Source organism: Metabacillus kandeliae (assembly GCF_021166585.1).
In the GTDB taxonomy this organism is placed as follows: Bacteria; Bacillota; Bacilli; order Bacillales; family Bacillaceae; genus Metabacillus_B; species Metabacillus_B kandeliae.
The window spans coordinates 155,142-166,804 of sequence record NZ_JAJOZE010000005.1; the positions used below are offsets into that span (position 1 = coordinate 155,142).

Annotated in this window: 15 protein-coding genes; 10 read left to right on the forward strand and 5 right to left on the reverse strand. The window is 45.3% G+C overall.

Annotated features, from left to right (window positions below):
- Positions 1 to 46 precede the first annotated feature (46 nt).
- The 4 genes from LRR81_RS13375 to LRR81_RS13390 all read left to right on the forward strand — a co-directional run bounded on the left by LRR81_RS13375 (position 47) and on the right by LRR81_RS13390 (position 2,031).
- Positions 47 to 259 (forward strand): hypothetical protein, encoded by a 213-nt coding sequence (locus tag LRR81_RS13375; RefSeq protein ID WP_231789872.1) that lies wholly within the window; start codon positions 47 to 49, stop codon positions 257 to 259.
- A 213-nt stretch (positions 260 to 472) separates the two neighbouring features.
- The gene (locus tag LRR81_RS13380; RefSeq protein WP_231789873.1) at positions 473 to 1,423 is read left to right on the forward strand and encodes an NAD(P)/FAD-dependent oxidoreductase; all 951 of its coding nucleotides are present in this window, start codon (positions 473 to 475) and stop codon (positions 1,421 to 1,423) included.
- 53 nt (positions 1,424 to 1,476) lie between these two features.
- Positions 1,477 to 1,812: an ArsR/SmtB family transcription factor gene (locus LRR81_RS13385; RefSeq protein WP_231789874.1), complete on the forward strand. Its 336-nt coding sequence runs from the start codon at positions 1,477 to 1,479 to the stop codon at positions 1,810 to 1,812.
- 15 nt (positions 1,813 to 1,827) lie between these two features.
- Positions 1,828 to 2,031 carry a hypothetical protein gene (locus LRR81_RS13390; protein WP_231789875.1) on the forward strand — a complete coding sequence of 68 codons (204 nt, stop codon included), beginning with the start codon at positions 1,828 to 1,830 and terminating at the stop codon, positions 2,029 to 2,031.
- 6 nt (positions 2,032 to 2,037) lie between these two features.
- On the opposite strand, the gene LRR81_RS13395 is transcribed toward LRR81_RS13390, so the two are convergent.
- The 3 genes from LRR81_RS13395 to LRR81_RS21355 all read right to left on the reverse strand — a co-directional run bounded on the left by LRR81_RS13395 (position 2,038) and on the right by LRR81_RS21355 (position 4,799).
- A complete protein-coding gene (locus tag LRR81_RS13395) occupies positions 2,038 to 2,610 on the reverse strand; it encodes a CBO0543 family protein (RefSeq protein WP_231789876.1) in 573 nt (190 codons plus the stop codon).
- A gap of 95 nt (positions 2,611 to 2,705) precedes the next feature.
- Positions 2,706 to 4,520 (reverse strand): ribosomal protection-like ABC-F family protein, encoded by a 1,815-nt coding sequence (gene abc-f, locus LRR81_RS13400; protein ID WP_231789877.1) that lies wholly within the window; start codon positions 4,518 to 4,520, stop codon positions 2,706 to 2,708.
- A gap of 159 nt (positions 4,521 to 4,679) precedes the next feature.
- Positions 4,680 to 4,799, reverse strand: a complete 120-nt coding sequence (locus LRR81_RS21355) for an RAxF-45 family protein (RefSeq protein ID WP_331716341.1) — start codon at positions 4,797 to 4,799, stop codon at positions 4,680 to 4,682.
- Positions 4,800 to 4,969: 170 nt separating this feature from the next.
- Here LRR81_RS21355 and LRR81_RS13405 point away from each other — a divergent pair, with 170 nt between their 5' ends.
- The 5 genes from LRR81_RS13405 to LRR81_RS13425 all read left to right on the forward strand — a co-directional run bounded on the left by LRR81_RS13405 (position 4,970) and on the right by LRR81_RS13425 (position 9,216).
- Positions 4,970 to 6,382: a SpoVR family protein gene (locus LRR81_RS13405; protein ID WP_231789878.1), complete on the forward strand. Its 1,413-nt coding sequence runs from the start codon at positions 4,970 to 4,972 to the stop codon at positions 6,380 to 6,382.
- A gap of 252 nt (positions 6,383 to 6,634) precedes the next feature.
- Positions 6,635 to 6,973: an ArsR/SmtB family transcription factor gene (locus LRR81_RS13410; RefSeq protein WP_231789879.1), complete on the forward strand. Its 339-nt coding sequence runs from the start codon at positions 6,635 to 6,637 to the stop codon at positions 6,971 to 6,973.
- Between the two features lie 13 nt (positions 6,974 to 6,986).
- Complete coding sequence (locus LRR81_RS13415; RefSeq protein WP_231789880.1) at positions 6,987 to 8,285, forward strand: arsenic transporter; 1,299 nt, start codon at positions 6,987 to 6,989, stop codon at positions 8,283 to 8,285.
- A gap of 16 nt (positions 8,286 to 8,301) precedes the next feature.
- Positions 8,302 to 8,718: an arsenate reductase (thioredoxin) gene (arsC, locus tag LRR81_RS13420; RefSeq protein WP_231789881.1), complete on the forward strand. Its 417-nt coding sequence runs from the start codon at positions 8,302 to 8,304 to the stop codon at positions 8,716 to 8,718.
- Positions 8,719 to 8,802: 84 nt separating this feature from the next.
- Positions 8,803 to 9,216, forward strand: coding sequence for a DUF4362 domain-containing protein (locus LRR81_RS13425; RefSeq protein ID WP_231789882.1), 414 nt, complete (start codon positions 8,803 to 8,805; stop codon positions 9,214 to 9,216).
- Between the two features lie 29 nt (positions 9,217 to 9,245).
- On the opposite strand, the gene LRR81_RS13430 is transcribed toward LRR81_RS13425, so the two are convergent.
- Complete coding sequence (locus tag LRR81_RS13430; protein ID WP_231789883.1) at positions 9,246 to 9,419, reverse strand: hypothetical protein; 174 nt, start codon at positions 9,417 to 9,419, stop codon at positions 9,246 to 9,248.
- Positions 9,412 to 10,572, reverse strand: a complete 1,161-nt coding sequence (gene spoIIP, locus LRR81_RS13435) for a stage II sporulation protein P (protein WP_231789884.1) — start codon at positions 10,570 to 10,572, stop codon at positions 9,412 to 9,414. Before spoIIP ends, LRR81_RS13430 begins: the two co-directional genes overlap by 8 nt.
- 398 nt (positions 10,573 to 10,970) lie before the next feature.
- On the opposite strand from spoIIP, the gene LRR81_RS13440 reads away from it, so the two are divergent.
- A complete protein-coding gene (locus LRR81_RS13440) occupies positions 10,971 to 11,588 on the forward strand; it encodes a hypothetical protein (RefSeq protein WP_231789885.1) in 618 nt (205 codons plus the stop codon).
- Positions 11,589 to 11,663 lie beyond the last annotated feature (75 nt).

Here is an 11,663-nt window from a genome sequence, read left to right on the forward strand (position 1 = left end):
AAGCCGGTCCATGGGGGCCGGCTTTTTGTATGGGGCTCGTCGCACAATGGAACTTGCTGCTGGTGAAATTGAAGCGGGTTTTGGTGAATATGAGTGCCGGTTTGGTGAATATGTGTTTGAGATTGGTGAATATGTTGGCTGGTTCGGTGAATATGGATCGGGGAGGAGTTTGGAAATGGAGTTATCACTTTGTAAAAAGGGTTTTTGTGGCTCTATGTTGCCTAATGCTATTCCCAGTTTGGATAAAAATTCTCTGTAGCTCTTTGAAACCGGCAGTTGGATAAAATAAAAGGTGTTTTGGCGAATATAAGTTCCGGTTTGGCGAATATGTGCTTGAGATTGGTGAATATATTGGCTGGTTCGGTGAATATGAAGCAGTGCGAAGGGGTATTATTCCAATTTTTCCTTCCACAGAGCATCAAAAAGCAGCTTCCGTTTTCATACCGGGTAGAGAAGAAGAGGAGGGATGATTATGACAACCGTTATTATCGGCGCAGGGCTTGCCGGCTTAACCGCAGCAAGGGTGCTTCAGGGAAAAGACGTTATTTTGCTTGATAAAGGAAAGAGTGCAGGCGGCAGGCTTGCGACAAGAAGAATCGGTAACGGAAAGGCTGATCATGGGGCTCAGTTTTTTACCGTGCGGACAAAAGAACTGCAAAGTGCAGCAGAGGATTGGCTGAAAAGCGGCCTGATAAAAAAGTGGTTTGGGGACCATCATCCCCGCTATATTGGAGTTAATGGCATGAACAGTATCGCCAAATACCTGGCTGAAGGCCTTGATGTGAGAACAGATACAGAAGCGATTAAAGTCAGTGAAACAGAAAAAGGGTACCGCATTGACTGCAGGAATGGAGAGGTCTTTACTGCAGAATATCTTCTGATCACGGCACCTGCGCCTCAGGCTGCTGCTTTGCTTGAAGCTGGAGGCATCAAGGACACCGAAGAGCTGAAAAATATAGTCTTCAATCCGTGCTATACGGCAATGCTCACTTTAAAGGAAGCACAGTCTGTCAATCAAGAAGGGCATCTGCAATCAGATTTGCCCGAAGGAATTGAAAGAATAGCAGATCAAAGCAGAAAAGGAATCTCAAAAGAGCCGATTGTCAGCGTCTACACAACAGGGAAATGGGCAAAGCAGCATGAAAATCTGGAGGCTGAAGAAGTGCTGAAGAAAATGCTCTTTTTAGTTAAAGAAATTGTTCCGGCTGATTTAATAGAAGAGGTTCAGCTGAAAAGGTGGCGGTATGCTGAGGCGGAAAAGCCTTATCCCCAATCTTATCTGGAGCTTGAGAAAAAGGTTCCCTTGCTGGTTGCAGGCGATGCGTTTCTGAGAAGTGATGATTCAGCTGGAAAAACTCGGTTTGAAAGTGCTTACATATCCGGTCTTGATGCAGGGGAAAGATTGCTTGAGATCATGAGGTGAAAATGACAGTATACCTTGGCCTTTTAAAATTGGAAAAATAAGGTTGAAACTAAATGGCACCTGTAATAAAATACTTACATATGAAAGAGATAAATGACTTGCTTACCATTTTAGAAGCACTCTCCAATCCTTACAGAATGAAAATCATTGCTGAACTGCTTCATGAAAGGCAATATGTCAGCCAGCTTGCCAGAAACCTTGGCATCAGCAGACCGCTCCTTTATCTTCACTTGCAAAAGCTTGAAGAAGCAGGGCTGGTGAAGGGGAGTCTTGAGATGTCGGAGGATGGGAAGGCAATGAAATATTACGGGCTGATTCCCTTTCATATCTCATTGACAGAAAAGCTGGTCGCAGAGGCAGCTGCCCATTTGCCGGAAAAAACAAGTTGAGAAAGGATCTTTAAAATGACCATTTTCACGTCAATTGCCCCGCTGATTTTATGGGCTGCACTCCTGTTTTTCGCTTGCTATTTTGTCTTTCGTCTTATTAAAAGGAATGAAAAAAGGGCAGAAGAACGGCTTCGGATGGAGAGGGACAATGCCCGCTCTATTCAGGATTTACATGAGAGAATCTCGAGCATCGAAACGCTGCTGAAGCAAATAGATTAAGCGCCCTCAATAAGGAGAGGCGCTTTTTTTCGCGAGCAGAAATAAATTGGTAATCCATTTGGCGCCGAAGGATACCGCCAGATAGGCAGCAAATAGCGTGAATACAGTGGCTTTTTTTAGCTGGATCAGCCCAATTGCAGCCATTAGCGGTTTAAACACAAAGGCCATAAAAAGACTGAGAATCACGGCATAGAGATAGTAATTCTTTTTCTTATTCAGGGTCCACTGGTACATCATCATAAACGCAACTGGCACAAACGAAGTATCGAGTGTAAAGCTCACAGGCAAAACAGGGAGGAGCTTGTACGGATAAAAAATCCGTCCTAATGATGTGGAAAAGGCATCTGAGTATGTAAAAAGGATATGGATGCTGTAGCCGTAAAAACCAAGCAGCAAAGCTCGTTTTCGATCAATGAATAGGAACAGAAATATTAGCGGTATGACAAATAACAAAACGTTTACCCAGAACTGCCATGTGTCAGGCCCTGAGTGCTGCTGCCAGTAAGATTCCCATAATTCATTGTATTTTCTTTGCAGCCCCATAAGCTGCTGAATCTGCTCCATTTGTTTTTCGCTCATTGCAGTCCCTCCTTAGCCAGTCATATGTTTTCCTTCCATGTCAAAATTATGCCTGCACGCAAAAGGAGCGGCCCTCACCCGAGCCGCTCCTGCTGTTACATGGATCCTAAAAGACTGTTGTACAGTTCTTCCCTTTGCTTCTCAAGCCTCTCGATTTCCAGCTGATCGGCTGCCTGCTGTTCGAGATCAAACAGTTTTTGCTCAAGCTGTGCCAGTTCATTTTCCAACTCTGAGGCTGTTTTTTTTCTTTCCAAAACCTTCTTTTCAACAGCCGGTTTTTGAAAAAGCGGCTCCATTTTCCCCCGTGCGTAAAGGTAGCTTCCCGGCAGCTGAAAAACACTGCCGTTATAAATCCAGACTGTTTTGCTGAACAGCTTTTCAAGAAAATAGCGGTCATGCGAGACAGCGAGAACAGTGCCGCTGAACTGCTCGATGGCGTCCTCCAGCACTTCTCTGGAATCAATGTCAAGGTGGTTTGTCGGTTCATCAAGGATCAGAAGATTAATGTCCTGCTGCATGAGCCTTGCCAGCTGAACCCGCATGCGTTCACCGCCGCTTGTTCCTGCCATTTTCTTAAACACAGCCGGACCGTAAAACATAAATTTGGCAAGGATGTGCCGGGCTGCTTCCTCTGTCATGCTGATATTCTCCCTGAAAAAATCGATGATCGTCATGCTTTCTTCTTTTTTACTGAGTGCCTGCTGGGCGAGATAGCCGACTTTAACGCTGCTGCCAAGCTTCACAGAACCTTCGTCAGGCTGTATTTCTCCTAGCATCATTTTGATAAGCGTTGACTTCCCTGAGCCGTTTTCTCCGACAATGGCCAACCTGTCCTTGTAAAGCAGCTCCAGATCGGCTTCTGTAAAAAGTTGTTTTCCGCCAAAAGCCTTTGACGCTTTTTCAACGGTGACCGCTCTTTTTCCGCTTCTGTCAGTGCCTTCGAATTGAAGAGCCATTTTTTTATGCTCTAAAACCGGCCGCTTTAGCTTTTCCATTCGTTCCAGCGCCCGCTCCATATTGCGGGCCCGCTTATGAAGGCCTTCACTCGGCGGATTGGCCTGATTTGCCCATTCTCTGAGCCGCTTGATCGCTTCCTTCATTTTCTTGATTTTTTTCTGCTGTTCCTGGTAGGCCTGAAATTCATGGAGCAGGCGGTTCTGCTTTTCAGCTGTAAATCCTGAATAGTTGTGGTGATAAACAGTCACTTCGCCGTCCTCCAGATCAAGGATTTTGGAGGCTGTTTCATCAAGAAAATGCCTGTCATGCGAAATGGAAATAACGGTTCCTTTATATTCTTTAATAAATTGCTCAAGCCACTCAACGGCGTGAATGTCCAGATGGTTTGTCGGCTCATCAAGAAGCAGCAGATCAGGGGACTGAAGCAGGATAACGCCAAGGCCGACCTTCGTTTTTTCTCCCCCGCTCAGAGTGCTGAAGGGCTGAGACAGAAGCGGCGTGATGTTCAAGCCGGAAGCAACCTTTTTGCGCTTTGTTTCCATTTCGTAGCCCCCAAGCCGCTCGAATTGTTCCTGAAGGGCGCCGTATTTTTGAAGCAGCTTATGGAGCTCATGCTCTTTTGCTTCAGCCATTTCCTTTTCAAGCGAAGTCATGGCCTTCTGAATGGCCAGAAGCTCCTGCTGCGCTCTTTTTAAAACGTCTTCCGCTGTTTCACTTGCCGCAGCATCAGGGATTTGGTGCAAAAAGCCGAGACTGGCGCCTTTTTGGATAGATATCACTCCTTCATCAGGCGCTTCAAGACCCGCGATCAGCCTGAAGAGAGAGGTTTTGCCGGTGCCGTTCCGGCCGACAAAGCCGATGCGGTCGTTTTCATGTATTTCAAAGGACAGGTTATCAAATAATTTATGGCCTCCAAACGATTTGGAGAGTTTTTGAACAGAACAGATGATCATAAGGATGATCTCCTTTCAAATGGGGTTCTTCCCATCTGCAGAAAAAAGGCAGGAATTCACCAAGCCTTTAAAAAACGCAAAAAGGGAGAGCTAAAAAGCTCTCCCTTGTTTGCACAGTTCATTTAGGCAGATAAGAGACTCTTCTTAACATTCTGGTTTTCATATGCAGCTTTTAAAATTGGGCAGACTGATCCCGTTGTTAGCTGCATCATGAAAAATTGCACGGCACAAATAAAGGAATGTCAGCTCATCAGCGCGTGCAAACACAGAACGTTTCATCTCTTCTCCACCTCCTTCGGTCGTTTGTTATGTACTAGTATAGGCTAAAAAGATTATTCTGACAACTTTTTCTGAATGACAATCTTGTCCTTCAATTAATTCACGAGTCCTTCATGTTTTCAGAAAATCCCTCATACATTGATATAAGACCGTCTTAGGGGGGAGAATGCTTGAACGAGAAAAACTACAAGGAGCTGCAGTATGCGATTGAAGAAATTACGGAAATCGCAGACGGCTTCGGCCTTGATTACTACCCGATGCGATATGAAATCTGTCCGGCAGACATTATTTATACATTCGGCGCGTACGGTATGCCGACCCGCTTTTCTCACTGGAGCTTCGGAAAACAGTTTCATAAGATGAAGCTTCAGTATGATCTTGGGCTTTCAAAAATCTATGAACTTGTGATCAATTCCGATCCATGCTACGCCTTTTTGCTCGATTCAAACGCCCTTGTGCAGAACAAGCTGATTGTGGCCCACGTTTTGGCTCACTGTGATTTCTTTAAAAACAACTGCCGTTTTCAAAACACAAAGCGGGATATGGTGGAAAGCATGGCAGCGACAGCAGAACGGGTGAAGCATTACGAGGTGCTGTACGGCAGGCATGAGGTTGAGACGTTTTTAGACGCTGTGCTTTCCATTCAGGAGCACATCGATCCGTCTCTCGTGCGGCCAAAGCTTGCGTGGAGTCTTGAGGATGAAGAAGAGGAAGAAAAGGCGAAGAAGCAGACGCCTTATGATGACCTCTGGAACATCGGAGCTCAAAAGGAAGAAAAATCAGCCAAAAAGAAGAAAAAGAAACTGCCGCCGGCGCCTGAGAAGGATATTCTTCTTTTCATCGAACAGTACAGCCGGGAGCTTGAGGAATGGCAGCGCGATATTCTCACGATGATGCGGGAGGAAATGCTGTATTTCTGGCCGCAGATGGAAACGAAAATCATGAACGAAGGCTGGGCCTCCTACTGGCACCAGCGGATCATGAGAGAGCTTACGCTTGATTCCAATGAAGCGGTGGAATACGCTAAGCTTAATGCAGGCGTTGTCCAGCCGTCCAAAACGAGCATTAACCCTTACTATCTCGGACTGAAAATCTTTGAAGATATTGAAAAGCGATATGATGACCCAACAGATGAAATGAAAGAGCTTGGCGTAAAACCAGGAACAGGCCGGGAAAAAATGTTTGAAGTGCGCGAAATTGAATCTGATATTTCTTTTATCCGCAATTACCTTACAAAGGAATTGGTGATGAAGGAAGACATGTACCTTTTCCAAAAGCAGGGCCGCGACTATAAAATTGTTGATAAAGAATGGGAAGGCGTCCGCGACCAGCTCGTCAGCAGCCGCGTTAACGGCGGATTCCCCTATATAACAGTCAATGACGGCGATTATGAGAAAAACAACGAATTGTACTTAAAGCACTGGTACGAAGACATTGAACTCGACATGAAATACCTTGAAAAAGTGCTGCCGTACATCCACCAGCTATGGGGCCGCCCGGTTCATATGGAATCTATGCTGGATGGGAAGGCCGTGCTGTTTACGTATGACGGGAAGGCTGTGCATCGGAAATATTTGTCATGAGTGGTGAAGTCTGCGATAGGGAGGGGAACCTGGGCATAACCAGGGCCACGGGACCCCGCACATAAACAGCTTTAGAAGAGCCTTTTTCTTCAAATGCTTTTTGAAATAGGCAGAAACAGGGGTATAAAGCTTTAAATCGATGAACCGATGACGATCTCCGCCTGCAATAGGCGGAGATTTATTTATTTTATATATAAGCATTTACTTATATAAGCAAAATGTTATATAGTATAAAACGAGAGGATGATCCAAATGCCAGAAATACAAATAGACCAAGCAAGCGCCATTCTAAAGCTGCTTGGCGATAAAACACGGCTTACAATGCTGAAGATGCTGGAGAAAAACGAATGCTGCGTGTGTGAATTTACGGCTGTCTTTCAAGCCACACAGCCTGCGATCAGCCAGCATGTCAGAAAGCTGAAGGATGCCGGCCTTATTAAAGAAAATCGGAAGGGCCAATGGATTTTTTATTCGATGAACGAAGATAGCGCAGCATTCCCGCTTGTCAAAAGCCTGCTATGTTATATTCCTCATCAGGATGAGCGGATCCGGGAGCTTGAGCGGCAGGGTCTCCGCATCACATGCGAGTAGCGGAGGGTTCAACATGCTGACTGTTTTTCTTGCCTCATTGATTTTTATTCTTACATTAATTTTTGTGATATGGCAGCCGAAAAATCTGTCCATCGGCTGGCCTGCCTGCGGCGGTGCTGTTCTTTCGCTGCTTGCCGGAACGGTGAACGTTCAAAATGTGCTTGAAGTGACGGGCATTGTATGGAATGCCACATTAACGTTGATTGCTATTATTATTATTTCATTAATCCTGGACAAAATCGGTTTTTTCGAATGGTCAGCCCTTCATATGGCACGGGCAGCGAAAGGAAGCGGAATCAGGATGTTCCTGTACACCGGAATTCTTGGTGCTGTCATTACAGCGCTGTTTACAAATGACGGAGGAGCATTGATTTTGACACCGATTGTTCTTTCTATGGTCAGAAGCATGAAAGTGGAAGAGAAGCTGATTCTGCCATTTATTATGGCCTGCGGTTTTATTGCAGACACTACCTCGCTGCCGCTCGTGATCAGCAATCTGGTCAACATTGTCTCGGCAGATTATTTTAACATCAGCTTTCTGAAATATGCGGCTGTGATGATTGTGCCGAATCTTTTTTCTCTTTGTGCCAGTCTTCTTGTTTTATATGGGTATTACCGGAAACGAATTCCGAAAAACTATGATGTAAAGATACTGAAGGAACCGAGTGCAGCAATTAAGGATAGAAAGATGTTCTCTCTTTCCTGGATTGTGCTCGCCGTCTTATTGCTCGGCTATGTCATCGGGGAGCTTTATTCTGTTCCAGTCTCATTCATAGCCGGAATAATAGCGATTTTCTTCCTCTTCATGGCAAAAAGAAGCTCTGCTGTCAGGACAAAAGAAGTGCTGAAGGGAGCTCCCTGGTCGATCGTCTTTTTTTCCATCGGCATGTATGTTGTTGTGTACGGCCTGAAAAATGTGGGGCTGACGGACATTCTGGGATCAGTCATTCAGCGGTTTGCGGATAATGGCCTCTTGGCTGCCACAATGGGTACAGGGTTTGTCGCAGCTGTCCTGTCCTCTGCTATGAACAACCTGCCGACCGTCATGATTGGCGCTTTGGCCATTTCAGGGACGGACGCAGCGGGCATTATTAAGGATGCATTGATTTATGCGAACGTAATCGGCTCAGACCTGGGTCCGAAAATTACGCCGATCGGGTCACTTGCGACACTATTGTGGCTTCACGTTCTTTCCAATAAAGGCGTGAAAATTTCATGGGGAACGTATTTTAAAACAGGCATTGTGCTGACAGTTCCAACCCTCTTGATTACACTTAGCGGTCTTTATTTATGGCTTCATATTTTTCACTGAAAAGGAGTTGGCTAAAATGAAAAAGAGTCTTTATTTTCTTTGCACGGGAAACAGCTGCAGGAGCCAGATAGCGGAAGGCTTCGGTAAAAAATATCTAGGCGAAGGCTGGAGGGTTTACAGTGCGGGCATTGAAGCGCATGGCTTAAATCCGATGGCTGTCCAGGTAATGAAAGAGGCTGGAGTTGACATTTCCGGCCAAAAATCAGAAATCATTGATCCGAGCATCCTGAATGAAGCTGACCTAGTTGTCACCCTCTGCGGCGATGCGGCCGACAAATGCCCGACAACTCCTGCTAAAGTCAAACGGGACCACTGGGGCTTTGAAGACCCTGCAAAAGCAGAAGGAACAGACGAAGAAAAGAAAGTGCAATTTGAAAAAGTCAGAGATGAAATTGAAGCGCGAATTAAAAAGTTTGAAGAAACAGGAAAGTAAGAGAAAAAAGCTGATGCTGCATCAGCTTTTTTTTGTAACCAATTATTGGGAAAATCCGTCTGTGAAAGAAAAGGGGGGAATACCATGAAACCAATCCTTATCCTATGCAGTCTGCTTCTCTTAGCGGCATGCAGCACAAAGTACAGTTCTGACGAAGCTATCAAAAAAGGGGACGTTGTTCTGCTGGTTAGAAAAGTTGAAAATCTGGATAAATTTCAAGATTTTCTGAAGAACCTATCCACTAAACGAAAAAGCAAAATCCGCATCACCGCCTATACCATAGAAGGCGATCCTATTTATACAGACCTTGAATACAACGGAAAAGACCTTCTTGTAAGCTATGACAATACAAATGATGCATACGGCGGCGGGGTAAAAGAAACCGTGCAATGCAGTTCATTACAAGAGAAGAAAACAGACAAAGAAACAGAATATCATGTGGCTGGGTGCAGGGAGCCTTTTAGAGGCAGATCAGTGATTTTAGCTGTACCAAATTAAAAAAGGAGCATGGCTCCCCATGCTTCCGCTCACTCCTCTTCCTCTCCCGCAAGCCCCTCTTTCACCAAATATCCCGCCGTAAAAATCAGCCCTGTAATCAAAAAGCCGATCGTCATTGCTGAAAACCCTGTCAGCACAAACCCGAGCATCATGGAAATGAACGTGAAAAGAAGCCATTTAAAAGAAGAAGAAAACCTACCCATTTCCGTTCACTTCCTTCGCATTTTGATGCTTCCAGTAGTAGTCAGCGAAAACCTCAGAAAAAACATCGACCGTTCGGTTCAGCTCCTCCAAGTGGTTGTCGACACCGCCGACCTCTACAAGGATGGCTTTGTTTGAAACATCCTGGTTGTAAACCCCATTGCCGTTCTGCTTTGTTTTCAGATAGATTCCCCGGCAAATTCCCGGATGTTTTTTCTCCAAAGCAGTGAACAGCTCTTTGGCAAAGCTTAAGTTTTCCTGGTATTTAGGGTTTTCTTTTCCAATCACAAAATAGAGCTTGGCATATTTTTTGCCCTTAATGGTTTTGGTAGTATCCTTTCCTTTTGCATCATCCCGATGAATGTCTATATAATACTGCAGGCTTTTTTGGCCGGCAGCCGCTGCATCTACAATTTCTCCTGAAGCTGTATAAGCTTTGTTCCAATTCAGTTTTTCCTTACGCATCTTTTCAGTCATATTGGTTGTATCATGCTTGACCCCAATTCCTTTTGCCTGCATCCCTTTCGTCAGCCGCTCGCCGAGCCCGATCACATTTACACGCTTATCAGAGCTTGCCGCAGTGGCGCGGCTGGCATTTTGCAAATAGGGCACAAAGGCTTCCCAGCTGTGAGTATGATAAATGAAAACACTCGGATTCTTTGGAACTGCTTTTGGATCAACTTTAACGGCGGCAGATTCGTCCTTCTTCAGCTGGTCCTCGGCCACCTTCCTCTCATGCAGCAGTGCTTCAAGAGGAGGAGCAGACTCATTCGGTATATTGCTTAGCGTTGTACCTTCGCCGGCGACAGCGATTTCTGTATCATACTGGCTGAAACCAGGGAGCTCGCTTCCAAGAAAGGATCTTGAATCTGTCGGCTTTATATTAGTCGCCAGATGAATAGCCAGATTCGAAAGGCTGGCGCCTGAAAACGCATCGCTTTTAAATTCCGGAAAGTAATAAGCATTTTCAGATTTGAAAAAGTATGTAAAAACCTCTCTGCTGCCGATGCCCTCAAGCGCTTTTGTCATGCCGCTCACATCCACCTTAAAATGAAGGACAGAAAAGAACGAAGCAGAGAAAAGCAGAATGATATAAAACAGCGTGCGAAAATACGTGCGCAAAAATGACGGCCCTTCCTGGAATTTTTGTCTCAAGCGGATGACCTCCTTCCCTTATACATATGAAGGAGGGAAGGTGGGCTATGTTTGATTCTGTGCGATAGAGGAAAAAAACAGGTAGCATGGATGCGCTGAGCATAAGCGGGTGATCCCGGTGTGGGTGTATAGAACGGGGATCCGAGGGTAAATGGATGGGGCGCATAACACGGTAATCCCGCGCATAAGCGGATAAAGCTGCACATGAGAACAAAAAGCCGAGCATAAAAAGCTGCTCCCGCGCATAAATGTCAAAAACCCGCGCATAAATGAGTGCTCACAGCCTGTTTGGCTGATGATTAAGACTGGATTTAAACGAAATCACAACCTTATAAAAAAAGAATAGCCCCATTATCATCAAGAATCAAAAATTTCTTTTAAAAAGGGGAGTGAAGGTAATGGCCAGAAAGCACACAACCATCGCCTGCGTCATTTTTCTGGCGTTCATGGCAGCTGTTTCGATCATCTATTTCATAAAAGGGGATACACAAAAAGGGGTATACGGTTTCGCCAGCTTTTTATGCGGACTGATTCCGCTGATCATCGCCTATTTTTCCAAGCTGAAGGTCAGGCTGCCGCTGACCCTTTCCTATTTGGCCTTTTTGTTTGCCTCACAGTATCTTGGGTCCATTTTAAAGTTTTACAGCCTTGGCTGGTGGGATTTATTTCTGCATTTATTAAGCGGCGTCCTGCTCGCGTATACAGGCATGACCCTTTACTTGCATCTCGTTCCTGAAAAAATCCGGGTGGAGATGCCGGCCAAATTTCTGTTTTTATTCATTTTGTCTTTTCCGCCTTTTGGCGGTGTTCTTTGGGAAATATACGAATTCAGCATGGACACCTTTGCGAAAACTGAGCTGCAATTCGGGGGCAATACTGATACGATGACCGACTTAATCGCGGACACTCTGGGCGGCTTAATCATCGCGATTCTCACTGCTGTTCAGGCAAGCAAACAGCGCAATATCATCGGTATAAAATCGAGTCCTGAAGAGGGACGTCATACACACTTGTAAAAGGAAGGCGGACATCACCGCCCTCCTTTTTTATATCTAAATCCCCTTTGACCAAATCCCCGCCCCCGCATATAC